At 60.6% G+C, this 25,472-nt stretch carries 23 protein-coding genes and 1 riboswitch; of the genes, 13 read left to right on the forward strand and 10 right to left on the reverse strand.

The features are described 5' to 3' along the window. Nucleotides 1–19: 19 nt before the first annotated feature. The 5 genes from SPH52_RS15365 (at nucleotide 20) to SPH52_RS15385 (ending at nucleotide 6,384) form a co-directional block, all read left to right on the forward strand. The gene (locus SPH52_RS15365; protein WP_411795915.1) at nucleotides 20–694 is read left to right on the forward strand and encodes an isochorismatase family protein; all 675 of its coding nucleotides are present in this window, start codon (nucleotides 20–22) and stop codon (nucleotides 692–694) included. A 34-nt stretch (nucleotides 695–728) separates the two neighbouring features. After that, nucleotides 729–1,679: a polysaccharide deacetylase family protein gene (locus tag SPH52_RS15370; protein WP_411795916.1), complete on the forward strand. Its 951-nt coding sequence runs from the start codon at nucleotides 729–731 to the stop codon at nucleotides 1,677–1,679. A 3-nt stretch (nucleotides 1,680–1,682) separates the two neighbouring features. After that, the gene (locus tag SPH52_RS15375; protein ID WP_411795917.1) at nucleotides 1,683–2,633 is read left to right on the forward strand and encodes a polysaccharide deacetylase family protein; all 951 of its coding nucleotides are present in this window, start codon (nucleotides 1,683–1,685) and stop codon (nucleotides 2,631–2,633) included. An 11-nt stretch (nucleotides 2,634–2,644) separates the two neighbouring features. Next, nucleotides 2,645–4,057 carry an FAD-dependent oxidoreductase gene (locus SPH52_RS15380; protein WP_411795918.1) on the forward strand — a complete coding sequence of 471 codons (1,413 nt, stop codon included), beginning with the start codon at nucleotides 2,645–2,647 and terminating at the stop codon, nucleotides 4,055–4,057. Between the two features lie 281 nt (nucleotides 4,058–4,338). Next, complete coding sequence (locus SPH52_RS15385; protein WP_411795919.1) at nucleotides 4,339–6,384, forward strand: diguanylate cyclase; 2,046 nt, start codon at nucleotides 4,339–4,341, stop codon at nucleotides 6,382–6,384. On the opposite strand, the gene SPH52_RS15390 is transcribed toward SPH52_RS15385, so the two are convergent. Continuing rightward, nucleotides 6,364–7,308, reverse strand: a complete 945-nt coding sequence (locus tag SPH52_RS15390) for a LysR family transcriptional regulator (RefSeq protein ID WP_411795920.1) — start codon at nucleotides 7,306–7,308, stop codon at nucleotides 6,364–6,366. The genes SPH52_RS15385 and SPH52_RS15390 overlap by 21 nt on opposite strands. 205 nt (nucleotides 7,309–7,513) lie before the next feature. Between SPH52_RS15390 and SPH52_RS15395 the strand changes: the two genes are divergently transcribed. Continuing rightward, nucleotides 7,514–9,013, forward strand: coding sequence for a CoA-acylating methylmalonate-semialdehyde dehydrogenase (locus SPH52_RS15395; protein ID WP_411795921.1), 1,500 nt, complete (start codon nucleotides 7,514–7,516; stop codon nucleotides 9,011–9,013). Between the two features lie 84 nt (nucleotides 9,014–9,097). Here SPH52_RS15395 and SPH52_RS15400 read toward each other — a convergent pair whose 3' ends face one another. Genes SPH52_RS15400 through SPH52_RS15415 form a run of 4 tightly spaced genes read right to left on the reverse strand, consistent with a single transcriptional unit; the run spans nucleotide 9,098 to nucleotide 11,972 of the window. After that, complete coding sequence (locus SPH52_RS15400; RefSeq protein ID WP_411795922.1) at nucleotides 9,098–10,384, reverse strand: TRAP transporter large permease; 1,287 nt, start codon at nucleotides 10,382–10,384, stop codon at nucleotides 9,098–9,100. After that, nucleotides 10,384–10,890: a TRAP transporter small permease gene (locus tag SPH52_RS15405; RefSeq protein WP_411795923.1), complete on the reverse strand. Its 507-nt coding sequence runs from the start codon at nucleotides 10,888–10,890 to the stop codon at nucleotides 10,384–10,386. Before SPH52_RS15405 ends, SPH52_RS15400 begins: the two co-directional genes overlap by 1 nt. Before the next feature lie 60 nt (nucleotides 10,891–10,950). Next, nucleotides 10,951–11,583, reverse strand: a complete 633-nt coding sequence (dctP, locus tag SPH52_RS15410; RefSeq protein WP_411796061.1) for a TRAP transporter substrate-binding protein DctP — start codon at nucleotides 11,581–11,583, stop codon at nucleotides 10,951–10,953. Then, complete coding sequence (locus SPH52_RS15415; protein ID WP_411795924.1) at nucleotides 11,532–11,972, reverse strand: hypothetical protein; 441 nt, start codon at nucleotides 11,970–11,972, stop codon at nucleotides 11,532–11,534. Before SPH52_RS15415 ends, dctP begins: the two co-directional genes overlap by 52 nt. 377 nt (nucleotides 11,973–12,349) lie before the next feature. Between SPH52_RS15415 and SPH52_RS15420 the strand changes: the two genes are divergently transcribed. Next, the gene (locus tag SPH52_RS15420; protein ID WP_411795925.1) at nucleotides 12,350–13,390 is read left to right on the forward strand and encodes a GlxA family transcriptional regulator; all 1,041 of its coding nucleotides are present in this window, start codon (nucleotides 12,350–12,352) and stop codon (nucleotides 13,388–13,390) included. Between the two features lie 58 nt (nucleotides 13,391–13,448). Here the strand turns inward: SPH52_RS15420 and SPH52_RS15425 are convergent, their stop codons facing one another. Genes SPH52_RS15425 through SPH52_RS15435 form a run of 3 tightly spaced genes read right to left on the reverse strand, consistent with a single transcriptional unit; the run spans nucleotide 13,449 to nucleotide 16,306 of the window. Further along, a complete protein-coding gene (locus SPH52_RS15425; RefSeq protein WP_411795927.1) occupies nucleotides 13,449–14,753 on the reverse strand; it encodes a TRAP transporter large permease in 1,305 nt (434 codons plus the stop codon). 12 nt (nucleotides 14,754–14,765) lie between these two features. Further along, a complete protein-coding gene (locus SPH52_RS15430) occupies nucleotides 14,766–15,278 on the reverse strand; it encodes a TRAP transporter small permease (protein WP_411795928.1) in 513 nt (170 codons plus the stop codon). Then, nucleotides 15,275–16,306, reverse strand: a complete 1,032-nt coding sequence (locus tag SPH52_RS15435; RefSeq protein WP_411795929.1) for a TRAP transporter substrate-binding protein — start codon at nucleotides 16,304–16,306, stop codon at nucleotides 15,275–15,277. The genes SPH52_RS15430 and SPH52_RS15435 overlap by 4 nt, the downstream gene beginning before the upstream one ends. A 268-nt stretch (nucleotides 16,307–16,574) precedes the next feature. Here SPH52_RS15435 and SPH52_RS15440 point away from each other — a divergent pair, with 268 nt between their 5' ends. Next, nucleotides 16,575–18,422 (forward strand): diguanylate cyclase domain-containing protein, encoded by a 1,848-nt coding sequence (locus SPH52_RS15440; protein WP_411795930.1) that lies wholly within the window; start codon nucleotides 16,575–16,577, stop codon nucleotides 18,420–18,422. Nucleotides 18,423–18,500: 78 nt separating this feature from the next. Continuing rightward, nucleotides 18,501–19,091, forward strand: coding sequence for a peroxidase-related enzyme (locus SPH52_RS15445; RefSeq protein ID WP_411795931.1), 591 nt, complete (start codon nucleotides 18,501–18,503; stop codon nucleotides 19,089–19,091). A 24-nt stretch (nucleotides 19,092–19,115) separates the two neighbouring features. On the opposite strand, the gene SPH52_RS15450 is transcribed toward SPH52_RS15445, so the two are convergent. Further along, nucleotides 19,116–19,787: a hypothetical protein gene (locus SPH52_RS15450; RefSeq protein WP_411795932.1), complete on the reverse strand. Its 672-nt coding sequence runs from the start codon at nucleotides 19,785–19,787 to the stop codon at nucleotides 19,116–19,118. Between the two features lie 163 nt (nucleotides 19,788–19,950). After that, a riboswitch (TPP riboswitch) is annotated at nucleotides 19,951–20,060 on the forward strand. On the opposite strand from SPH52_RS15450, the gene SPH52_RS15455 reads away from it, so the two are divergent. Both SPH52_RS15455 and ilvD read left to right on the forward strand, forming a co-directional pair. After that, the gene (locus tag SPH52_RS15455; RefSeq protein WP_411795933.1) at nucleotides 20,050–21,438 is read left to right on the forward strand and encodes a sodium:solute symporter family transporter; all 1,389 of its coding nucleotides are present in this window, start codon (nucleotides 20,050–20,052) and stop codon (nucleotides 21,436–21,438) included. (Overlaps the previous riboswitch by 11 nt.) Before the next feature lie 67 nt (nucleotides 21,439–21,505). Further along, nucleotides 21,506–23,194: a dihydroxy-acid dehydratase gene (gene ilvD / locus SPH52_RS15460; RefSeq protein ID WP_411795934.1), complete on the forward strand. Its 1,689-nt coding sequence runs from the start codon at nucleotides 21,506–21,508 to the stop codon at nucleotides 23,192–23,194. A gap of 127 nt (nucleotides 23,195–23,321) precedes the next feature. Here the strand turns inward: ilvD and SPH52_RS15465 are convergent, their stop codons facing one another. Beyond that, nucleotides 23,322–23,603, reverse strand: a complete 282-nt coding sequence (locus SPH52_RS15465; RefSeq protein WP_411795935.1) for an XRE family transcriptional regulator — start codon at nucleotides 23,601–23,603, stop codon at nucleotides 23,322–23,324. 376 nt (nucleotides 23,604–23,979) lie between these two features. Here SPH52_RS15465 and SPH52_RS15470 point away from each other — a divergent pair, with 376 nt between their 5' ends. After that, nucleotides 23,980–24,939, forward strand: coding sequence for a TAXI family TRAP transporter solute-binding subunit (locus SPH52_RS15470; protein ID WP_411795936.1), 960 nt, complete (start codon nucleotides 23,980–23,982; stop codon nucleotides 24,937–24,939). A 33-nt stretch (nucleotides 24,940–24,972) separates the two neighbouring features. Next, nucleotides 24,973–25,467 carry a DUF1850 domain-containing protein gene (locus SPH52_RS15475; protein WP_411795937.1) on the forward strand — a complete coding sequence of 165 codons (495 nt, stop codon included), beginning with the start codon at nucleotides 24,973–24,975 and terminating at the stop codon, nucleotides 25,465–25,467. The last annotated feature ends 5 nt before the right edge of the window (nucleotides 25,468–25,472 follow it).

The raw sequence follows: 25,472 nt of genomic DNA on the forward strand, positions 1-25,472 counted from the left end.
CTGACTGCAGGAGAAAGCGATGATCACGACCGACAAGACCGCCAAGGAGATCTTCTTCGAGGTGATGGCCAATCCCCAGCGCGTGCCGTTCGGCTTCGGCAACAAGGCGGTGCTGGTCAACGTCGACCCGCAGAAGGCCTACACCCGCACCGATCTCTACAACACCGCCTACGAGACCGACCCCAATCAGCTCGACTACGTGAACCAGCTCGCGAGTGGCTTCCGCAAGCTCGGCTGGCCGGTGGTGTGGACCCACGTGGCCTTCCTCGACTCCGCCGAGGATGCCGGCGTGTGGGGCACGCGCACCGACACCCCCGACTCGCTGCAGAACATCAAGTACGGCTCCGACCGCGCCGCCTTCGACGAGCGGGTGCAAATCGAAAAGGGTGACGTGGTCTACACCAAGCGCATGCCCTCGGCCTTCTTCGAAACGCCCCTGCAGTCGCTGCTGGTGTGGCATCAGGTCGACACCGTGATCGTCACCGGCGGCTCCACCTCCGGTTGCATTCGTGCCACGGCAGTGGACAGCCTGTCGCGGGGTTATCGCACCATCGTGCCGATGGAGTGCGTGGCCGACAAGCACGAGAGCTACCACTACGCCAACCTCACCGACCTGCACCTGAAGTACGCCGACGTGATGAACGTGGCCGACGTGCTGGCCTGGCTCGAATCGCGCGCCGCCGAGCAGGGCTGAACGCCCCGGCGTGAGTGGAAGAGGAGTGTGCAACATGAAGGAAACGCTTGGCGCCTACGACTACTGGCCCTACGAGAGCCGGCCCAGGATCACCTGGCCCGGCGGTGCGCGGGTCGCCTTCTGGGTGGCGCCCAACATCGAGTACTACGAGCTCGATCCGCCGTCCAACCCGCAGCGCAAGCCGTGGCCCACACCGCACCCCTCGGTGCCGGGCTTCAGCATCCGCGACTACGGCAACCGGGTCGGCCATCAGCGCCAGATGGCGCTGCTCGACAAGTACGGCATTCGCGGCTCGGTATCGCTCTCGGTGGCACTCTGCGAGCACCACCCCGAGATCATCGCGATGTGCCGCGAGCGCGACTGGGAGTTCTTCAGTCACGGCATCTACAACACCCGCTATACCTATGGCCTCAGCGAGGCCCAGGAGCGGGAGATGATCCGTGATGGTATCGAGACGATCCATCGCCACACCGGGCAGAAATGCGCCGGCTACCTGGCGCCGGCGCTGTCCCACTCGGAGCACACCCTGGCGTTGTTCGCCGAGGTGGGCCAGGAGCTGTTCGGCGAAGAGGGCGGCATCTACACATGCGACCTGTTCCATGACGACCAGCCCACGCCGATCCGGCTGCGTTCGGGGCGTCGCTTCATCTCCATGCCCTATTCGCTGGAGATGAACGACACCATCGTCTATGCGGTGAACAAGGTAGAGCCGCGCCACTACCTGACCATGCTAAAGCGCCACTTCGACCGGCTCTACGCCGAGGGCGCCGAGTCGGGCACGGTGATGTGCATTCCCACCCACAGCTACCAGATCAGCTGCCCGCACCGCATCAAGGCCTTCGAGGAGGCGCTGGAGTACATCACCGGCCACCGCGACGTGTGGATCGCCACCGGCCGTGAGATCGCTCAGTACTATCTCTCCCATCACTACGACGAGGCCCTGCGCGACATCGATGCCAAGGCCGCCACGGCAGGGAGGAACTGATCCATGTCTTCCAAGAACTCGTCCCTCGAACCGGAATACCTGCACTACCCCTGGCGTCGCCACGGCTACGATCACCAGCGCTACACATGGTCGATGCTCGGCGACCGCCCGCCGGTCCGCTGGCCCGGCGACAAGCCCCTGGCGGTGTGGATCAACGTCTCGCTGCAGTTCTATCCGCTCAACCAGCGTGGCGTGCCGTTCAAGGTGCCCAACGGCATGACCATGCCCTACCCGGACCTGCGCCACTATTCGCTGCGCGACTACGGCAACCGGGTCGGCATCTACCGCATGCTCAAGGCCTTCGAGTCGCGCGGCATCCGCCCTACCTGGGCGATCAACGCCCAGCTCGCCGAGCAGCACCCCTACCTGCTGAATCGCTTGAAGGCCTATGGCGGCGAGTTCCTGTGCCACGGCTGGAACATGGACCACCTGCACTACGGCGGCCAGGATCGCGGCGAAGAAGCGGAGATCGTGTGCCGTTCGGTGACGACGCTACGCGAGCTGACCGGCCAGCCGGTGCGGGGCTGGCTGAGCCCGGCCAAGCACCAGAGCGGGAACACGCCGGACCTGCTGGCCGAGAACGGCATCGAGTACTGCTGCGACTGGGTCAATGACGACATGCCCTACGCCTTCGCCACCGAGCGCGGCGAACTGACCATGATGCCGCTCCCCACCGAGATCGAAGATCAGTTCGTGATGTGCCAGAACCTGCACTCGGAGGACAGCTGGGTGACCCAGGTGACGGACGCTTTCGATTACCTGCTGCAAGAAGGGCGGGAGCAGGGCGGCCGGCTGCTGGCGCTCAACCTGCACCCCTGGCTGGTGGGTCAGCCCCATCGCATCGCCTGCCTGGAAGCGGTGCTCGACCATATCGCCGGGCATGCAGAAGTATGGCAGGCCCCGGCCGGGGAGATTCTCGATGCCTACCGGGCTCAGGCCAGCAGCAACGACTGAGGAGTAATGCCATGGCAATCGTGGCCTTTGGGGGTGAAGAGACGTTCGAAGCGCATGTGCCGCTGGTGATCGTCGGCGCGGGCGCCTGTGGTCTTGTCGCAGCGCTCGCTGCCCATGAGCATGGCGTCTCGGCCGTCGTGTTGGAGCGTGATGCGTTGCCATGGGGGAGTACCTCCATGTCCCAGGGCTTCATTCCGGCGGCGGGCACACGCTTCCAGGAGCAGCTCGGCGTGGTGGACAGCCCCGCACTGATGGCTGCGGACATTCAGCGCAAGAATGGCCATCAGGCGGATCCTGCCATCGTGCGTGCGCTGACCGAGGCCTCGGCCGGCGTGGTGGAGTGGCTGGCCGATGCTCACGGCGTGCCCTTCGACCTGGTGGAGGGTTTTCTCTACCCCGGCCACAGCCGCATGCGTATGCACGCCACGCCGAGGCGCACGGGTGAGGAGCTGATGGGCAGCCTGCTCAATGCGGTGGAAGCGGCAGGTATCGACCTGCTTACCGAGGCTCAAGTAGTGGATCTTCATGTGGACGGCACCGGCCGGGTACGGGGTGTCACGCTCGAACGTCCCGACGGCAGTCAGGAGTCTTTCGGTTGTGACTCCCTGATCCTTGCCTGCAACGGCTATGGCGGCAACTCCGAGCTGGTGGCGCGCCACTTGCCGATGCTCAAGGATGCCCTCTACTTCGGTCACGAGGGCAACCAGGGCGATGCTGTGCTGTGGGGTGAGGCCATGGGGGCCAGCCTCAAGGACCTGGGCGCCTGCCAAGGGCACGGTTCGCTGGCGATGCCGCACCAGACCCTGATCACCTGGGCGGTGATGATGCGCGGCGGGGTGCAGATCAATCGTGAAGGCCGACGCTTCTCCAATGAGCACGGCGGTTATTCGGAGCAGGCGGCCAAGGTATTGGCACAGCCGGGCGGTATGGCCTGGAACCTCTTTGACCGGCGCATTCACCTGGCAGCGCTGGAGTTCGAAGATTACCGCAATGCCCATATTGCCGGGGCGGTGCGCACTTTCGACAGTCTGGAGGCCATGGCGGCAGACCTTTCACTGTCGTTTGAAGCCCTGCGCGAGACCTTTGCCGAGATGCAGGTCCTGGCCGAGAGCGGCGAGGCCGATGCTTTCGGGCGCGCTTTCAGCAGTAAGGATCTGCTGGAGGCTCCCTACCATGCGATCAAGGTGACCGGGGCGCTGTTCCACACCCAGGGCGGGCTCGAAGTGAACAGCCAGGCGCGCGTGCTGCGCCAGGATGGTTCTCCCTTCGACAATCTGTTCGCCGCCGGCGGTGCGGCGCGTGGGGTTTCCGGCTCGGGCGACAGTGGCTATCTCTCCGGTAACGGCCTGCTCAGCGCCGTGGTGCTGGGCGCCATAGCAGGGCGGGAGGCCGCACGGCAACTTGGCTGCGACTCGGCCGCTTGAGCGGAAGCCCAAGGTGAGGTGCGGGATGATTACTAGGCCTTCAACCGGCGACCAGTCAGGCCGTTTGGGCTGCGGCCTAACCGAGACTCAGTGAGTGGGGGCGCATGTTTGGCGGAGTTTGCGGAGCCACTTGGGAAAGCGGCGCATGGTTTTACAATGTCCCTAATAACAATTTCTTACCAATTTGTTAATAAAGATAACGTTAATAGATAGTTAAGCTGTCACTCTAACTGCTACACAGAGAAACAGGTCTTGCCTGCATCATGTTGCGAAGAGGCAGCTTGCCACAAGGTTCGATTCGCGGCGCGCTATGGCGTCGTCTGAATACGCTGCAGAAGCGCTTGCTGGTTGGGTTGGTAATGACCTGGCTTGTCATCGTCGGGTTGCTGTTGTTCGTTGCCTGGGGAAGCGGTCAGAGATTGATGCACGAAGCCAATCTCTCCCACTTGGGGTACCAGGCAGAAATTTTGGGTCGTGAACTAAGGGACCGCCTGGGTTTGCGCTTTGCCGCGCTGGAGATGCTCTCTTCGCAGCTTGCTGATGTCTCGGGCGATAACGCTTCGCTTCTCCTGCAGCAAAATCCCAGCCTGCTGGCCTATTTCGAAGGCATTATCATCAGCAATGCCGATGGCGAGCTCATTGCCGACTTGCCCGAAGTGCCGGGGCGCGTGGGCTTTGATATTTCCGACACCGAATACTTCGGCATGGTGAGCAATTCCCGCTGGCCCTACGTCAGCCGGCCTTTCTTTGGTCGAACCAGTCATCAGCCCCTGGTAATGCTGCTGGTGCCTCGCTTTACTGCCGAAGGGGAGTTCGACGGGATCATCGGGGGGCTTCTGAACTTCTCCCATGGGCAGTTTTTCAGCAGCATATCCTCACTGACCTTTGAGCATAACGGTCACGTAGCCATCTTCACCTTCGCCGGTGAGCCACTGTTCGTGCCTGGCTCCATAAGCCGACTCGTCGGATCGCTGCAGCACCTCGATCCTCCGGATTTTCAGCTGGCCCTCGACGGGTGGCAGGGCGAGACGTTCCATGAGCTGGGCGGCGAAGCCGTGCTGGTGGGCTACCGTCAGGTGTGGGAAGCGGACTGGGTGGTGGCCATGATGATGCCGCGCCAGTCGATGTTGATGCCGTTCCAGAACTTCCTGGAACGGCTCTGGTGGACCTGGCTGGTGGTGGCCCTGTTCCTGCTGGTCGTCATTCGCTGGCTGGTCGGTCACCAGCTCAAGCCGCTGCATCGGCTCGAAAGGCAAATAGGAGAAATAAGCTCCGGTGTCCGCCAGCGGTTGGCGCTGTCGACCAGCCTGAGGGAGCTGACGCAAATTTCCGATGCCTTCAACGGCCTGGAACAGGAGCGCAAGGATGCCTTGCAACACCTGAGGCATCGGGAGGCCTTTCTCGATGCCGTACTCGGCTCGACCCCAGTGGGTATGTTCGTTGCCGATCAAGAAGGCGACCTCATTTACCTCAACCCGGCCCTTTCGGCAATGCTGGGGCTACGGGCCGATGCCTCAACGCATGATCTTTGGCAGCTTGTTCACGAGGATGATCGTGAAGATGCCCATGACATGTGGCTGCATGCCATGAGCCAGGGAAAGGAGTTTCTGCGCCAGCTTCGCATGCGAGATGACAAGGGCTCCCTGCTATGGGTCGAAATCCATGCCAGCCGAGTGCAGGGGGACGGGGGCTCGTTGGGGATCGTGGGTACGATCAAGGACATCACCGAGCGGCAGCAACAAGAGGCCCTGCAACGTTGGGAAGCCGAACATGACCCGTTGACTGGCTTGCTCAACCGTCGTGGTTATCAACGACGTCTTGAAGACGCGATGGCGGACTTCACCAAGCTTGGCACGCCTTCGGCAGTGATTCTCTTCGATCTGGATTACTTCAAGCCGATAAATGACGAGGGTGGCCACGCGCTTGGCGATGAACTGCTGCGTCGCGTGGCGCAGGTATTGGTGTGGGAGGTGCGGCGCAGCGACCATGTCGCCAGGCAAGGGGGAGATGAATTCGGCCTGTTGCTGCCGAGCTGCACGCTCAGCCAGGCCGTGACAATTGCCGAGTCGCTTCGCAGCGCCATCCATCAGGTCAGCGTCAACCAAGCAGGCAAGGAGTACTTCGTGACGGCGAGTATCGGCCTTACCGCGTTTAGTGAAGGCGATGACAATCTCGATGCGATTCTGGCGCGGGCCGATGCCGCGAGTTACGACGCCAAGAAGCAGGGACGAAACAGGGTAGTCGTATATGACAGCGAAGCCTCTCAAAGCCGTATATCCGCCTCGACTGACAATAATGCTGCGGGGTCAGCCGAGAGAGGCGGGTAGCGTTAATTCATCCGTCTCACCCATGAGCAGGCCTCGATTGACCTCCAAGGCCTCGCGCAGGAAGTCCCACAGCAGCCTTACTCGCGCCAGGCGGCGCTGCTCCTGACGCGCGGTGATCCAGAACTGGCGCACGATCTCTACCTCGTCATTCAGCACGCTCTCGAGCCGGTCGCCGGTCTCGGCCATGAAGCAGGGCAGCACGGCAAGCCCGGCTCCCTGCTGGGCGGCGGCGTGCTGGGTGGTCACGCTGGTGCTGCGGATGGAGAAGTGCGGCACCGTTCCCACGACGGCGGGGTCGAGCAGCGGGTCGAGATAACTCAACTGCTCGCTGAAGATCAAATCGTCGACGTAGCCGATCAGCCGGTGCTGCCCAAGCTCGGAAAGCTTGGCAGGGCGGCCGTGGCGCTGAAAATAACTCTGACTGCCGTAGAGCCTGAGGCGATAGTCGCACAGCCGAGAGGTGACCAGCCCTTGGCTAGCCGGACGCTCCACTGTGATGGCGAGGTCCGCCTCGTGGCGACTCAGATTGACTACCCGCGGCAGGGCGAGCAGGTCCAGAGTGATACCGGGATGCCGCTCGCAGAAGGCGGAGAGGAGCGGGGCGATGACCCAGGTGCCGAAGCCTTCGGTCACGCCAAGGCGAATCTGGCCGCTGAGCTGGCGGTTCTTGTCGGCCAGGCCCTCGCCCGCCTCGAAGGCGTGGCGGGCCATCTCCTCGGCGTGGGCGAGCAACTGCTGGCCGGCCTCGGTCAGATGGTAGCCATGGGTGCTACGCTCGAAGAGCTGGGTGTTGAGTTTTTGCTCGAAGCGGCGGGTGCGCCGCGACAGCGTGGAGTGGTCCAGCCCCAGGCGCCGAGCGGCGTCGGTGAGTCGCTGGCTGCGCGCTACTTCGAGAAAGATCTGGATATCCTGCCAGTCGAGCATTGGTCCACTCTGCCAGTGAGGCTGGTTGTGCATTTTTGCACAAATCTTGTGAATAAGTGCCCGTTGTCACGCTGATGAATGACTGTATAGACTCGAATTCACCACATTTCGTGTATTTCTACACACAAAGTCTAAGCTGGCCCAATCTACAACGATGATAAGGGAGGCGCTGGCCAACAGCCGTGCATCCCCAAGGAGAAGCGCCATGTCCGTTCGCGAAATTCCCATGTACATCGACGGCCAGGCCGTCCCCTCTCAGAGCCAGGAGTGGCGCGACGTGATCAACCCTGCCACCCAGGAGGTGGTAGCGCGAGTGCCGTTCTGCACCGCCGAGGAGGTCGACCGCGCCGTGGCCAGCGCCAAGGAGGCGTTCAAGACCTGGCGCAAGACACCTCTGTCCAAGCGCATGCGCATCATGCTCACGCTGCAGGCGTTGATTCGCGAACACACCGAGGAGCTTGCCGCGCTGATCACCGAAGAACATGGCAAGACCCTGCCCGATGCCGCCGGTGAAGTGGGGCGTGGCCTGGAGGTGGTGGAGCACGCCTGCTCGATCACCTCGCTGCAGTTGGGCGAGCTGGCCGAGAACGCCGCCAACGAGGTGGACGTCTATACCCTCAACCAACCGCTGGGCGTAGGCGCCGGCATCACCGCCTTCAACTTCCCGATCATGCTGCCATGCTTCATGTTCCCGCTGGCCATTGCCACCGGTAATACCTTCGTGCTCAAGCCCTCCGAGCAGGATCCCAGCTCCACCATGCGTCTGGTCGAGCTGGCCCATGAGGCGGGCGTACCGGCCGGTGTGCTCAACGTGGTGCACGGCGGCCCCGACGTGGCCAACCAGATCTGCGACCACCCGGACATCAAGGCGCTGTCGTTCATTGGCTCCACCAACGTCGGCACCCACATCTACCGCCGTGCTTCCGAAGCCGGCAAGCGGGTGCAGTCGATGATGGGCGCCAAGAACCACTGTGTCGTCATGCCCGACGCCAATCGCAGCCAGGCCATCAACAACCTGCTGGGCTCCGCCTTCGGCGCTGCAGGCCAGCGCTGCATGGCCAACTCGGTAGTGGTGCTGGTGGGCGAAGCCAATAAGTGGCTCGACGACATCGTCGAGGGTGCACGCAACATGAAGGTGGGCCCGGGCACCCAGCGTGACGCCGACCTCGGCCCGCTGGTTTCACCGGCCGCCAAGGAGCGCGTCGAGCGCCTGATCGATGCCGGCGAGAAAGAGGGCGCCAGGTTGCTGGTCGACGGCCGCGGCTACCAGGTGGAGGGCTACCCGGATGGCAACTTCGTCGGCGCCACCGTGTTTGCCGACGTCAAGCCGGAGATGACCATCTACCGCGAGGAGATCTTTGGCCCGGTGCTGTGCGTGGTCAGTGTCGATACGCTCGATGAAGCCATCGCCTTCATAAACGCCAACCCCAACGGCAACGGCACCTCGATCTTTACCAACTCCGGCTGGGTGGCACGCCGCTTCGAGAGCGATATCGACGTCGGCCAGGTGGGCATCAACGTGCCGATCCCGGTACCGGTGGCCTACTTCAGCTTCACCGGCTCGCGTGGCTCCAAGCTGGGCGACCTGGGCCCCAACGGCAAGCAGGCGATCCAGTTCTGGACCCAGACCAAGACCGTGACCGCCCGCTGGTTCGAGCCTGAGAACGTCTCCAGCGGCATCAACAGCACCATCTCGCTGAGCTGATTCGGTCCTGTACCAACATGGCCCCGCCTCAGCCGAGGTGGGGCCATTCTTTGGAATCGAGTTTGGGTAGCTAGCTCGTAGTGTTTATATCAAATGAGTTATCCATAAAATGATTTCGGGGAAAGCCGTGAATAACCCTACCGCGCCGAGCAGAATCAACCAGTAGGGCAAGGAGGCTTTTGCAGCAGCAGTCAAGTCGACATCGTTGTTCGAGATTGATGACAGCACGAAGAGGTTAAGTCCTACGGGAGGAGTGATCATGCCAATCTCGATCAGCAGTGTGACGATGATACCGAACCAGATGGGGTCGAAGCCCAAGCTGGTGATCATCGGGAAGGTGATGGGTAGGGTCATCAATAATAGTGAAATGCCATCGAAGAAGCATCCCAATACGATATAAACGATAACGATCATCAACAGGATGCCGTAAGGTCCCAGGCCGAACCCTCCGATTGCATCAACGGCCGCACGCGGGATGCCTAGCAAGCTGACGGCCTGCGAGAGAATGACCGTGCCTATCAAAATCATGCCGATGGCGGCAAACATCAGCGAAGCATGCTTGAAAGCTTGCCAAAGGCGTTGCAGGGTCAGGTCTCCCCATGTCATTCCCAAGACGATACTGGCAACTACACCCAAGGCCGCAGATTCAGTAGGGGTGGCAATACCCAGATAGATTGTACCAAGCACAAAGAAGATGAGAATGGGAAGAGGCCATATCTCCAGTACGCCATGACGAACATCTGCCCATATGACTTTGCCTTTTGAGGCAGGTGTGACCGCCTCGCCGATACTGGAGCGAATCATGATCCATACCGAGAAAGCGGCAGCAATCAACAGTCCTGGCAGCATGCCGGCAATGAACAGCTTTCCAATGGAAACGTTCTGGGTGGCGCCATAGATGATCAACGCCAGGCTGGGAGGGATGAGGAGGCCAAGAGTACCTCCAGCAGCCAGTGTTCCTACCACGACACTAGGTTTGTAACCACGTCTCGTGAGCTCGGGATAGCCTACCGAGCCAATCGCCGCAGCGGTAGAAGTACTGGAGCCACTCACGGCACCGAAGAGGGTACATACTGCGATATTCGTATGCAGTAGCTGTCCCGGGATACGTGAAAAAAGAGGTGTCAGACCGTTGTAGACTCGTTTGGAAACACCGCTGGCCAAGAGAATTTCACCGAGAAAGATGAATAGTGGAACAGCGCTCAGAGTGAAGTCGGTGAGCATGTTCCATGTGGCATTGATGGCGAGCGGCGTGGCGCCATTGGCCTGGAAGTAGAGCAGCAACATTCCAGTGAGACCAAGAGCGGCGCCTAGAATCGCACCGCTGGAGAGAAAGACAATCAGGCTTCCACTGAGCAGTAACCAACTCATCAGATTGCATCCTCTGCTGGGGATTTTTCCGCAAGGGGCTGGCGCATTCCGTGCCTTAGCTGCACCAGGATGCACAGCAGCATGGAGAACGGCATAATCGCCATCCATGGCCACAAGAGAATTCCGCTAATATCAGTTCGCGAGTTGATTGAGAACGAGAATTCCATGAAATCCCAAGCTTCATAGATAAAGATCGTGCAGAACAAGATCAGTATCAAGGTGCCGATGAGGTCCATGATTCTGGCCATCGGTTCAGGCATCAGGTTTACGAGTATTTCGATGCGAATATGCCGGCCTTTGTCGAGTACATAAGGGAGGCATAGGAAGGTCAGTGATAGGAAAAGCAAGCCAGCCAGCTCATCGGAAAACCGCAAGGGTCGACCGCCGAGATAGCGCATCAGCGTGCTGACGAAGATGAGTCCCGTCATGATCACGCCGCCGACCACGCCGAGAAGGAAAGATCCGTATGCCGTCCTCTCGATCAGCAGATTTATTTTTTGCATCATTGATTTGCCCACCCCAAAAAAAGAAGGAGCCGGCTATTACTGCCGACTCCTTTTGCATTGCTATTCGGAAAGCGCCTGGGTGACGGTGTTGTAATAGTGGACTCCTTCCTCCCCCGCACTCTCGGCCATGGTTTTCCAAGTGCTCCAGGCCGCTGTGACGAAGGTGTTGACATCCTCCTCGGAGAAGGCGGGGAGAATGGTAATGCCCAGTGATTCACGTTCCGCCCGTGCTAGCGCTTCGCGCTCAGGATCGACGGCGAGCTCGCGTGTCGTTACCCAGATCTCTTGACCAGCCTCTTCTAGAGCTTGGCGTTGAGTGTCATTGAGACGCCCCAGAGTCCTTTCACTGATACCGAAAATCCAAGGCGCGGCGGCCCAAGGATGCAAGTAGGATTCGTACTCCGTGACTTCCTGTAGAGAGACCGTTTTGGCTACTGTGGAAAGATAATAAGCGCAGTCCACGACTCCCGTCTGCAGTGCCATGTACATATCATTTTGGGGTATCACTTGGGCGGATATGCCCAGCGCATCGAATGTATCCACCAAATGCCGTGACCAGACACGTACCTTCTTGCCCTGCAGGTCACTGAGAGAGTGGATTGGGTCCTTGCAATGCAGGCCAACATCGAAGATTGGGGCGACTACACCGCCAACAGTGTGGATGCCCCACTTTTCAAAACCATCGTCATATATTCTTTTATAATTGGAAGTATGTCAAGGTGCTGCTCCGCTTCTGTAATGGCACCTTGGGCATAAACTGATGCGAGCGCGGGCGCATCACGTGTGTAGTACTCGCCATAAAGAAGAGCCATGTCCACCATGCCACGTTGAAGGGTTCGTAATATGTCGGCTTCCTTAAGACCAAGGGCGCCTGCATGATAGACTTCTATTTTAAGTTCTCCCCCTGATTTCTCTTCGACCAGTTCGGCAAATCTCTCTATATGTTCGGCTTCAGGGCGCGATTGCGCGAGTCCGCTATGGAATTTCAGTGAAATAGATGCTGCTTGTGCATTTCCTGCAGCTGCCAGTGACCCAAGCATGATCATGATGAATGATAGTTTTTTTCTATTGTAATTTTTCATCTGATGCCTCGTAGAACAGACGGTGGGATGTTTCATATTGCTTAGAGTTTTGCAGCCAGGAGGGGTGTTTGCGACATTGAAGTGCCTGTTGGCGACATAAGGGCTTCAGTAAAATTAGCATTCGAAGAGTGACGACATGGTGGATTCGGTAATTAATTGGAATATTCGTAACTAACGATGAGTTTGGCGCTTCGTTCGGAGTTTTCATACGTATGTTTAGATTCGGGTTCGGGGAATCCGCTTGCCTGAAATTTGAAACTGCAGCACTATGGAGAATGTGGAGAGTTCGAATTGACATATGGAGGTGATGCTTCAATTGGATTGATGATAGGCCTGGTAAGTCCACTTCGCCTTTGTGCAAGTAAAAGGGGGTAGTAATGGTGGCTCACTTCACAAGTTATCTAAAAAACAAGAATATGGCTTATATAGAGAATGAAGCTCCCTTTCTGCCAGCTTCACAGGTGAAGCGCGTCGCGTTTCTGTTGGTGGAACATTTCTCGATGATGGCTTTTACTGGGGCTGTCGATGCGCTTGTGACTGCTAATCTGATGCGGCCATCCACTGCTTATGAAGTGCTTGTTGTAGGCAATGGGAGCGATACGGTGCTTTCCGATCTTGGTATCGATATTGCTGTCGATTGCCAGTTGTCCCAGCTTGATGAGCATCAGTTGGATATTCTCATCCTGTGCGGCGGTTTGCGCGTGCAACCACGTGCCAGTCTTGCCATGCGCACAAAGCTGCGAGTCGCAAGCAAAGCAGGAGTGGTGCTTGGCAGTTTATGGAATGGTGCCTATTTCCTTGCCGAGGCCGGGTTGCTGGATGGCTACGAGTGCGCTTATCACCCTGATGGTCGGGCGATGATGATGGAAGAATTTCCGAACGTGACGATTTCCAACCGTAGCTATGTGCTCGATCGCGATCGTGTAAGCTGTGCAGGTGCCAGCAGTTCATTGAACATGATGCTCGAAGTTGTCAGGAACGACTGTGGTGAGGAGTTCGCCACTGCCATCGAGGAAGTGCTGAGTTGCGACAAGATGTCGGAAATCATCAATGTCTCCATTGACCGAGATCCCACTTTGCCGGAATCTCTGAAAACCGCACTCCAGTTGATGCGAAACAATATCGAGGAACCATTGTCCGTGGCTGAAATCGCCGAATGCGTGGGAATTTCAAGGCGTCAGCTTGAACGATTATTCTGTCATCACGTAGATGCCAGCCCTTCGCGGTTTTATCTGGAGCTACGCTTGACTCAAGCCCGGCAGCTTCTCCAGCAAACCAACAAGCCCATTGCGGAGATCGCCGTTGCCACAGGCTTTGTCAGCATTTCTCACTTCCGCCGCTGTTTTCATCAGTTGTTCGATATCTCAGCTGGACGGTTTCGCAAGACGTTTCAGGGGGCAGACAGGGCTTCAGTGTGATGCTGTGTTGGCTTACAGGACACCGCTGCACGGCTAACCGTGCAGCGGTGTCAGTTTTTCAGCCGGTAAGTACGGCGGGGAGCCATAAGGCAAGGTTGGGCCATATACTGATAAACGCGGCGGCCAGGCACATCAGCAGGAAGAAGGGGACCGAGGCCCAGGCGACCTTGCCAATGCTTTCACCGGTCATTCCTTGGAGCACGAACAGGTTGAAGCCAACGGGTGGGGTAATTTGCCCCAATTCCACCATGATCACCAGAAAGATACCGAACCACAGTGGGTCGAAGCCCGCCATAATGACAATTGGCAGGGTGATGGGAAGGCTCATCACGGTAATCGAGATTCCATCCAGAAAGAGCCCCAGCACGATGTAGAACACTGCCAATGCCATGAGCAAGGCCATCGGCGAGAATTGCTGTGCGGCAATCCAAGCTGCCAGTTCCCGAGGCAGGTGCAGGTAGCCCATTGCGGTTGAGAGCAGCATTGCAGTGACCAGCAGACTGCATACCATGGTAGCACTGATAAGGGTGCCTTTGAGGGCATCAAGCAGCAGCGGGAGTGTGAGCTGACGCTCCAGGATGAGCAGCCCCATAGTGGCGGCTACACCTACAGCAGCGGCTTCCGATGGAGTGGCGATGCCCGAATAGATCGAACCCATGACGATGGTGATCAAGGCCAGCACCGGGGTCAGCAATGTGATTGCCTGCCAGATTCCGATTTCGCTTTTCACCTGCCGCGGAGCGAGGTGCGGTTGCAGCATGCTGCGCACGATGATGAAGCCGCTATATAGCAGGGCGATCAGCAGGCCTGGTATCACGCCGGCCATGAACAACTTGCTGATCGAGACCTCTGCCTGTACGCCATAGACGATCATCACGATGGAGGGGGGGATCAACAACCCCAAACTGCCCGCGCCAGCCAAAGAACCGATCGACAGATTGCGGTCGTAGCCGCGGTTGGCGAGTTCGTGGGTAGTGATTTTACCGATGGTGGCTGTGGTGGCGGCACTCGAACCGCTCACGGCGGCGAACAGTGCGCAGCCGAATACGTTGGTATGCAGGATGCCGCCAGGGAGGGGGCGAGTGAGTGGTGTCAGACCCTTGAACAGCCGCTCGGAGACGTTGGAGCGAAAGATCAGTTCGCCCATCAGGATGAAGAGTGGAATCGCAGACAGCTCCCAACTGTTGCCGGCGCGGTAGAGGATCCGCGAGAAGATCAGGCCGATCCGCTCGAGGTCGAAATCCCCCAGCCACCACAGTGACCCCATGGCGGTGATCACCAAGGCAGCGAAGACCCAGGTTCCAATCGCCAGCACAATAAGCAGTAGTGCCGCCACGCCAATGGCGATCCATACCATGTCCATTGTCGATGATCCTCAGTCTTGTTGTATCGGATGGGTATGGCGCGAGCGCTCGGTGACGAGTAGCAGACTGCGGACCACCAGCGTGAAGCACAACAGCCATAGGCCGAGCAGTACAGCCCCTTCAGGAATCCATAACGGCGTTTCGGCCAAGGTGTCGCTCGTGATGCCGCGCTGGTAGCTGCGAACTACGTTCTTCCACCAGAACAGGGATAGCCAGCTAAAGGCCCCAAAGCTGATCGTGGCGATCAACAACTCCAATGGCCAGTGCCACTTCTTCGGTAGTTGGTCGAGAACCAGTGCGACTCGGATCAGCCCGTTCTTCTCCAGGACATAGGGCAGGCCGAGAAAGGTCATGGCGGCAACGGCATAGCCGATGTATTCATCGAGGATAAATGTCGAATATCCAAACAGACGAAGCACGATCTCGAGGATGATGTGCACGAACATGTACAGGATCAACAGGATTGCGACCCCTGCCGCGAGGCGGTTCAAGCCTCGCGACAGGGTGGCTAGCCAACGGATCACGGGGTTTCCCCGTTATGGAAGGCGTCGAGGATGGCTTTGCCACGCTCACCCATGGTCTCTTGCCAGCCACTGACGACCGGGCCTGCGGCATCCGCTAGAGCCTGCTGGAAGTCGGCGGAGATTGGGTCGTGGATGGTAACGCCGTGCTCGTCGAGCGTGGCGTAGTTGCTTTGTGTGCGTTCGCGTACTGCTTGCCAGTTGTGTTCGTCCGTACGGCGAGCAGCTTCGAGCAGTGCCTCTTGCTGATCACCCGGGAGCGACTCGAAGGCACTGCGGTTCATGTGCACCATATTCAGTGGAATGGCGTACTGGATACCGCTGAAGTGTTGTTGATGTTCCCAGAAGCTGGCGTTGGCGCCGGCCTCGGCTGAGGTGAGTACAGCGGTGATGCCCCCTGTAGCCAGTTGAGGAACCACATCGGCCCAGGAGAGGCTGACGGGGCTCGCTCCTGCATTTCGCAGGGTTTCGGTGCCGTTGCGGTCGAAGGTGCGAATCTTCAGGTTCCGAAGGCTTTCGCTGGAAGTGATGGCATCACGTGACCAGATGCCGCTGGCTGGCCAGGGAGAGGCATAGAGCAGAATTTGATCGTTTTCCTCGAACACTTCGGCGTAGTGGGGGCGTGCGATCTCGTACAGTCGCCGTGCTTCATCGACTCCCTCTACCAGAAACGGCAATGAGGAGAGCAGGAAGAGGGCGTCGATGCCGCTCATGGTGCCCGAGAGGGTATCGGCGATTTGCACGGCATTGTCGGCAACGGCGTAGAAGTGGTCGCCAGACTGAAAGCCCAATGCACCACCGGTATGCAAGGTTATGTCGATCTCGCCATTGGTGAGCTCTCGAACCTGCTCGATGAAATAAGCATCGCCCTGTGCGTGAATGGAGTTGGCGTTGTATTCGTTGGAAAAATCCATGCGTGTGGCCGCCTGGGCGGAGGCGGTGATGCCCAGGCACAGGGCAAGTCCAAGGCTGGATAATGCAAGCCGGGAATGGGTATGGCGGATTGCTGAGACGAGGGTTGATACGGACATCTGGGAGACTCCGGTTATTGTTAGTTATCTAACATCTCTTATTTTTCTTCTTCTGCGGCGACCCGTTTGCGACTTGTTGGGTGCTGTTTGCGACCGGTGGCTTGACCATCCTTGGTGCAACTGGATACCACCAACCAAGTGCGACCCCGCCGTTGTCGGTGGGGTCGCTTGCGTTTACAGGAGCTGACGGTTAATTACATAAAAGTGCTAAAGTAGCCTTGATATCGGAACCTGACTCCGGAGCCAACGTGACAAGGTATCTTGCTGTATGCCTTCCCTCCCTGTGACGGTGCTCGGGTTTACCCGCTGGTTGCTGGCGTTGTTGTGTATCACCTCGTTAAACGCCCAGGCCGCTGTCGAGGTTGGCACTCGTACAGGGGAGCTGAACCTTGGGCCGCATGTCCAACTGCTGGAAGATGTCGATCGTGAGTTCGATATCGAGCAGCTGCTGAGTGGGGATGACACCCTGGGGTGGCAGGCGTCGCGGCAGGAGACCCTGAATTTCAGCTTCTCCAACTCTGCCTGGTGGCTACGGCTGCGGGTCGAAAACGGCTCCAGTAGTGAGGTGCGCAGGCTGCTGGAGCTGGCCATGCCGCTGCACGACTACCTTGATGCCTATGTGGTTGACGAACAGGGCGAGGTCGTCAACCAATGGCAAACCGGCAATCGCCGGGACTTCGCTTCTCGCCCGATTGCCCACCGTACCTTCGTGCTACCGGTCTATATTCCGCCCGGCGGGTCGCGAGAGATCTTTCTGCGGCTGGACACTCATGACGGGCTGTATGACGCCACGCCTCTCTACCTCATGAGCGATGCCGCTTTCCTGGCCAAGGCCCAGCGCGAGCTGATGGCCTTCAGCATCTATTTCGGAGCATTGCTGGCGCTGCTGATCTACAACCTGCTGCTTTACCTCGCTACCCGCGAGCGCTCCCTGCTGCTCTACGTGTTTTACCTCGGGGCCTTCTTCATCCTGATGTTCACGGCGCGAGGCTTTGCGTTCCAGTACTGGTGGCCGACACTGCCGACATTCAACAATCAGATGGTGCCGATCAACATCGGCTTATTCGGTGTAATGCTCGCTGTTTTCAGCGCCAGCTTCCTGAATCTGCAACAGCACGCTCCGTGGTTCACCCGGGTGCTTCTTGCGGTGGCCGGGCTGTGTCTCCTGAGTTCGCTACCGGCGATACTGGGCCATTACGCCTTGGTGTTCCGCTTGATGATCCCTGCCGCCATCGTGCTCTCTTGCCTGCTGCTCGGCGTGGCGGTCTGGCGCAGCCTGTGGGGCGATACGCTGGCCAGGATCTATCTGGTGGCGTGGGGCGTGCTGCTGGTGGGCGTCGCGCTGTACTTCCTGCGGGTGGCAGGCGTCCTGTCCTACAACGTCGTTACCGAGTACGCCGTACAGGTCGGCTCGGGAATAGAGTTCCTGCTGCTCTCCTTGGGGCTGGCCTGGAAGATCAATCAATTCAAGAACGAGAAGCTCGCCGCCGAGCGTGCCACCCTGGAGCTGCAGCTTTCCCTCAACGAGCGTCTGGAAGAGCAGGTGCAGCAGCGCACTCGCGAGTTGGAAAGGGTCAACCGGCAGCTCACGATCCTGGCACGAACCGACCCGCTCACCGGTCTGTTGAACCGGCGGCAGTTCCAGGAACTGGTGGATCAAGAGCTGCAGCGTCGGCGCCGCAACGGACAGCCCCTGCTGTTCGCCGTGATGGATATCGATGACTTCAAGCTCTACAACGACAGGTATGGCCATCAGGCTGGCGACGATGTGCTGATGCGGGTGGCAACGCTACTTCAGGACCACTTCAGGCGTGCCGGCGACCGGCTGTTCCGTCTGGGCGGCGAGGAGTTCGGCTTGTTGCTGGAGGTCGACTCACTCCAGGCCGGCAAGCAGTTGCTGGAGCGATATCGGGAGGCATTGCAAGGATTGGGAATCCCGCATGAGACTTCCCGGCATGGCGTGATCACGGCTTCCTTCGGTCTGGTGGCCTGCCAGGGATGCGAGGCGGTGCGTGATGTCCAGTCTCTCTACCATCTGGCCGATAAGGCCATGTATGAAGCCAAGGCGACCGACCGTAACCGCGTGGTGACGTGCAGCCTGTTGCCGGAGCGGTGACACAGGTCGCATGGACAGTGGCTTGACGTTGACGTTAACTGTGATGTAACAGGAACGACAACGCTTAAGGAGACCGCCATGCCAGCCCCGCTCAGCCGCTTCCCCGTGCCCGAATCGATCGACGACCTGCCCGAGGATATTCGCGAGGCCATCCTGGCCGTGCAGGAGAAGGCTGGCTTCGTGCCCAACGTCTTTCTGATGCTGGCGCATCGCCCCGAGGAGTTCCGCGCCTTCTTCGCCTACCACGACGCCCTGATGGAGCGGGAGTCCGATACGCTGACAAAGGCGGAGAAGGAGATGATCGTGGTCGCCACCAGCGCCCGCAACCGCTGCCTCTACTGCGTGGTGGCCCACGGCGCGCTGGTACGCATCTACAGCAAGGACCCGCTGCTGGCCGATCAGGTGGCCATCAACCACCGCACCGCGCCGATCAGCGAGCGTCACCGGGTGATGCTCGACTTCGCCCTGCACTGCGGCCTGGACGTAGGCGAACTCACCGACGAGTGGCAAACCCGCCTCACCGAGGTTGGCTTCACCCACGACGACGTCTGGGACATCGGCGCCATCACCGCCTTCTTCGGCCTTTCCAACCGCCTGGTCACCCTTACCGGCACGCCGCCCAATCCGGAGTTCTACCTGATGGGGAGGGTGCCGCGGGAGAAGAAGTGACCGGGCAGGTGGTTTGGATTTCGCTCAGGAGCGGCAGGCTTCCAGCAGCATTCGCACCGGCTCCAACTGGCTGACATGCAGCACCAGCACGCTGTCGCCGGTGGCATCGTTAGTTGGACGGACCACGGCGAACTCGCCTTCCTCAAGGTGGAATTCGTGGATCTCACGACTGCCCTCTGCGGTTTCGCACTGGATCGAGCGGTAGCTTTCGTCCTCGCCGTAGGTAAGGCGGTGATAGACCTTGAAGAAGGTGTAGAGCGTGAGGCCGCGGTCGAAGGCGGGCCAGCGCGCGGGGATGGTGCATGTCTCCTCATCGAGTACCTGTCCCTTGGCCTCGGCGGCGGAGATGGCATCGGCCAGCGGCTGGGCCAGCAACGAAGCATTGTCGCGCGGCAGCGGGGCGGCACTGTCGATGGCTCTCTGATGGTCGGCGCTGACCCGGGCCAGGTCGTCGAGCGATGCGATACGGTAATCGCTATGCACCAGGTCGGCAGGCTCGAATCCGCCATTTTCCCAGCCATGGATGACCCGCAGTGTCAGCCGGCCATTCGCCAACGGCTTGCCAACCAGCGCTTGCAAGGCGACCCGCAGGTGCAACTGGCGCTCGGCTGACAGATTGTCGAAAGCGGAGTAGGGATCGGCAAAGATCTGGTGCAGATGCCCGGGGGCGTGTTCCTTGGCTTCGTTGAATGACATGCTGAGGTCCCTGCGGGGGAAAGAAGTCTTCGAGAACGCCGGCCATCGCGCGTGAGGCTGTGAGCATCCTCGTTCTGGCTTTTTCATTGTTATATCATTCCAGTGGCTCGAGGTCATATCGGCCGGAAGGCGGCCAGCTTGAGGTTGGCCACGACAATTCATTCCCTGTCGCCAGGGGAGTCTCGCTGCGACGAGGCTGAGAGGGCGCAATGACGCTGACCCTGGAACCTGATCCGGTTCATACCGGCGGAGGAAGTGCGACATGCCCTACCTGACGTCAGCCGTACTCGGCGCGGCGCTTTTGTGCTTTGCTTTCCTGGGTTTGCGCGCCCGCTGGGCCGATGGCCCACTCGACGACTATGTAACCGCACGCAACTCGCAATCGGCCTCGACCTTGGGGCTGTCCTTCCTGGCCTCGGGGATGGGTGCGTGGATTCTCTTTGCGCCGCCGGAGATCGGTGCCTTCGTCGGTCCCGTGGCTCTGGCAGGTTACGCCATCGGCTCGGCGCTGCCGTTCATTGTGCTGGGGCTCTACGGCCCGGCGATTCGCCGTCACCTGCCAGAGGGGCGCAGCATCGGTGAATTTGCCGAGACGTGCTACGGGGCCGGCGTGCGCCGCTGGGTATCGCTGGTATCGATCCTCTATATGGCCTGCTTCCTGGCCGCCGAGCTGACCGCCATCGGCGCGATCACCGCGCTGCTCTCCGACGTGCCGCCGGCGCTGGTAGTGATCGGTGTGGCGGTGACTACGCTGCTCTACACTGCCATCGGCGGCCTGCGGGCGAGCCTGGCCACCGACCGCTGGCAGGCGTGGCTGCTGATCGGCTTGCTGCTGGTGGTGGGTGGCGTGGCGCTTGCGCGACTGCCCGAAATGCCCGTCGAGGCGGCGCTGCCTGCGATTCCCGTCGGCAGTGCGCTGGGTGTGGCGCTGACGCTGATCATTGCGGTCACGGCCGCCAACCTTTTCCACCAGGGTTACTGGCAGAGGGTATGGGCGGCGCGAGACGACCGTGCCCTCAATCGAGGTGCCTGGCTGGGCGGAGCGACCACTGTGGCGGTGGTGACGCTGGTGGGTGGACTCGGCATGCTGGCGGCGATGAGCGGCGTGGCCCTTGGCGAGCCGCCGATCCCCTTCTTTGCGCTGCTGGCCGAGGCGCCGGGCTGGCTGGCACTGCCGGCGCTGGTGCTGGCGGTCACTCTGGTCGCTTCCAGTGTCGATACGCTGCAGAACGGCATTGCCTCGCTGGCAGTGGCGGGCTCGGGCAAGCGCGGGCTCTCCATTGGCGCGGCGCGGTTGGTTACCGTAGCACTGATGATACCGGTGGTGGTCGTGGCGCTGCAGGGGCTCTCGGTGCTGCGCCTGTTTCTGATCGCCGACCTGCTGTGTGCCGCCATCGTGGTGCCGGTGCTACTCGGCCTGTGGCGGCGCATGACGCCGCTGGCTGCGGTGGCGGGTGGCGTGGCGGGTCTGCTCGGCGCGATCCTGCCTGGCTGGGTCGCCCAAGGCAGCCTCGCGGCCGGGGTGCTGGCGGCAAGCTTTCCGGGCAGCATACCTACGCTGCCGCCGTTCCTCGGCGCGCTGGCCGCCTCGACGCTGGTGAGCCTGATGATCGCCTGGCTCAGGCCGCGTGCCACGCTGCGCGCGGCCTGAGTATTTGCCAGGAGACTGCGTAACGGCCAACCTCAGGGGGTGCGTAACCCAAACGGAGACCGTCCCTATGAGCGATACCCCGGACCCACGCCGCCGCCACTCCGGCTCGGTGGTAGATGGCGTCGGCAAGTCGGCCAGCCGCGCCATGCTGCGCGCGGTGGGCTTTTCCGATGAAGATTTCCGCAAGCCCCAGGTGGGTATCGCCTCGACCTGGAGCATGGTCACCCCCTGCAACAGCCATATCAATGAGCTTGCCGAGCGCGCCCGCGATGGTGCCGATGGAGCCGGCGGCAAGGGTGTCATCTTCAATACCATCACCATCTCCGACGGCATCGCCAACGGCACCGAGGGCATGAAGTACTCGCTGGTTTCGCGGGAGGTGATCGCCGACTCCATCGAGACCGTGGCCGGCTGCGAGGGCTTCGACGGCCTGGTGGCCATCGGTGGCTGCGACAAGAACATGCCGGGCTGCGTGATGGGCCTGGCGCGGCTGAATCGGCCCAGCGTGTTCGTCTATGGCGGCACCATTCAGCCCGGCGCCAACCATACCGATATCGTCTCGGTGTTCGAGGCTATGGGGGCACACAGCCGCGGCGATATGGATCTGATCGAGCTCAAGCAGATCGAGGAGACGGCGATTCCCGGCCCGGGCTCCTGCGGCGGCATGTATACCGCCAATACCATGGCGTCGGCCATCGAAGCTCTGGGCATGAGCCTGCCAGGCAGTTCGGCCCAGAACGCCATCTCCCAGGCCAAGCGTGAAGACTGCGAGGCAGCCGGGGCCGCGGTGCTCAAGCTGCTCGAGCGCGATATCAAGCCCTCCGACATCATGACCCGCGAGGCCTTCGAGAATGCCATCACCGTGGTGATCGCCTTGGGTGGCTCCACCAATGCGGTGCTACACTTGGTGGCCATGGCCAGCACCGTGGGTGTGCCGCTTTCGCTCGGCGACTTCACCGAGATCGGCCGGCGGGTGCCGGTGCTTGCCGACCTGCGCCCCAGTGGTCGCTACATGATGAGCGAACTGGTCGAGATCGGAGGGATTCAGCCGCTGATGAAGACACTGCTCGATGCCGGCATGCTTCACGGCGACTGCCTGACGGTAACGGGGCAGACCCTGGCCGAGAACCTGGTCGGGGTGGCACCGTACCCTAAGGGGCAGACCATCATTGCGCCGCTGGAGGCTCCGCTGAAGAAGGAGAGCCACCTGCGCATCCTCTACGGCAACCTGGCCCCCGAGGGGGCGGTAGCCAAGATTACCGGCAAGGAGGGCACACGCTTTTCCGGCAGTGCGCGGGTGTTCGGCTCCGAGGAGGAGGCTCAGGCGCGCATCAACGACGGTACGGTGGTCGCCGGTGACGTAGTGGTGATCCGCTATGAAGGCCCCAAAGGCGGCCCCGGCATGCGCGAAATGCTCACCCCTACCTCGGCGATCATGGGGCGCGGGTTAGGCGATTCGGTGGCGCTGATCACCGATGGCCGCTTCTCCGGCGGTAGCCATGGCTTCGTGGTGGGGCATGTCTCGCCGGAGGCCTTCGACGGTGGTCCGCTGGCACTGGTGCAGGATGGCGACCCCATTACCATCGACGCCGAGGCGGATACCATCGAACTGCACGTCGACGATGCACAGCTGGCTCGCCGACGCGATGCGTGGCGACAGCCTGAGCCGCGCTATACCCGCGGTGTACTGGCCAAGTACGCCCGCACGGTGAGCTCGGCTTCCAGCGGGGCGATGACCGATCTGCCGCGGGAATGAGCAACGGTTGCGGTCGGTTGCGTTTGGCTTTCTACGGCAGCGGGCCTGAACCCGATATAAAAAACGCCTCGCACAGTGGCGAGGCGTTTCGGATTTGGCCGTAGCGGCATGTCATCGCCGGCGTCGGCTAGTAGTTGAGCGCGCCATCCGGGTCGACCGTGTGGTAGACGAGCCGTAGTTCATCGAGCGAGAGGTGTTCGAGGCGGCCAGCCAGCAGATCGCTGATCTTCTGCGCCGGTAGCCCGGCTCTGCGTGCTATCTCGCGGCATCCGAGGTCGGATACGGCGATCAGCCTTGTGACGATGCGCATCAGACGTGTGCGCTTTTCCAGGTCCCTGACATCGAGGCCAGGGCAACTTCGCGGGGGGTCGAGGAGTTCCGCGCTGGTGGTGTGTCGTGCCGTACTCATGATACTCCAGTGGGCGATTGCGACATCCACATCATGGGGGCATTTCATCGATTTTGCCAGTACCGTTTGACGACTTTTTCGTGACCCCGTGACAGCCGCTGCCCGACGCTGCGTGCAGCGGCTCAGGGCGGTCAGAGTCGCCCGCGCAAAGTCGCCACCGCGCCGCGCCTGACGCACTGCTCACTGCGTGTCCCGACGGCCTGCCGGGCTGAACCGACCTTGGTGGAATTCCGAAAATTTACAATAACGTAGAAACTGGTGATTAGCCCCTCGATGCCAGGGCATGCTAGCTTCTTTGTGGTGGCCGGGAGCGTCCCGGTACGCTAGACCTACTTCATACAACACGAACAATCCGGTTTCAGGACGGAGGAGACACATGCGCGCTCTCAAATATGTCGCAGCCGCTTCGCTGATGGCCACGGCCCCGTTGGCTGTCGCCCAGCAGCTTTCCATCGCCACTGGTGGTACCGGCGGCGTGTATTACCCGATCGGTGGTGGCCTTGCCGAGATGATCAACAGGCACATCGAGGGAGCCAGCGCGACGGCGGAAGTCACCGGCGCTTCTGTGGAGAACATGGGCCTGATCATGCGCGGCGACGCCGACCTGGCACTGGTACTGGCCGATACCGCCTACCAGGCCTACAACGGCACCGGCGACTTCGAAGGCCGCCAGATCGAGGACACCCGCGCCTTGGCTTCCATTTATCCGAATGCGGTGCAGCTCGTCGTCCTGGCCGACTCGGATATCCAGTCGCTCGAAGACCTGCGTGGCAAGCGCGTTTCCGTCGGCGCCCCGGGCAGCGGCACCGAGCTCAACGCTCGTGCCCTGCTGGAGGCCAACGGCATCACTTATGATGACATTCGTCCTCAGCGCCTGAACTTCAACGAGACCGCCGATGCCATCCGCGATGGTGACATCGATGCCGGCTTCTGGAGCGTGGGCCCGCCCACCAGCTCGATTCTCAACCTGGCGGCCACCCGCGACATTCGCCTGATCGGCCTCAGTGACGAGGAAATCGCCAATGCCCAGGAGGAGGAGCCCGTCTTCGCTTCCTACGAGCTGCGTGCCGGTATGTACGACGGCATGGACGAGGCGGTGCAGACCATCAGTATTCCCAACGTGCTGGTCGTCAATGCCGAAATGGACGAAGAGCTGGCCTACCAATTGACCAAGCTGCTGTTCGAGAATACCGACGAGCTGATCGCAGTACATCCGGCGGCCAACGATACCACCATCGAGTTCAGCATCGATTCCACGCCGGTGCCGTTCCACGAGGGCGCGCTTCGTTACTATGAAGAAGTTGGCACCGAAGTGGCCGACCATCAGCGTCCGTAAGGTCCTCCGTATCAGGCATTCATGATGTTTGCCGTGGACCTGCGCAGAAGTCGCCGTGCCTTTGGGCCGGCGACTTTCTGCGTGCTGGCCCTGTGCTGTGCCAATGTCTGGGCCGATGCGTCGAGCCTGGAAGTTCTCGACGACGAAGGCCAACTGCTGGTCGCGCTGCCCATGCCGGAAGGCGAGCGCTGGTGCCTGGAGTGGAACCACTCCGTGACCGGCATTCGCGTGCAGGATTGCTATCGCCACATCCAAGGGAAGATGGTACTGGAGCGTAGCCACCAGCCCGATTTTGCTGCCGGGCTGGGCCATGTGCCGGGCCGTGGGCGCCAAGTCTCGGACGGGCAGGGCGGCTACTGGATCGAGGACATCGACGAACCGGTGCCCGGCAACCGCTATCGATTGCGGGTCGGCTCCGACAAGGTTGATCATAGACTGCTGCATGAGGGTCGTCGGACCAGCCTGAGTGAAAGGGCGGCCGGCGAGCGGGTGACGATCCACCTGCGCACCCCGGACTCCACCCCCTGAGAGGC

Source organism: Halomonas sp. A29, from assembly GCF_046723295.1.
Taxonomy (GTDB): Bacteria; Pseudomonadota; Gammaproteobacteria; order Pseudomonadales; family Halomonadaceae; genus Halomonas.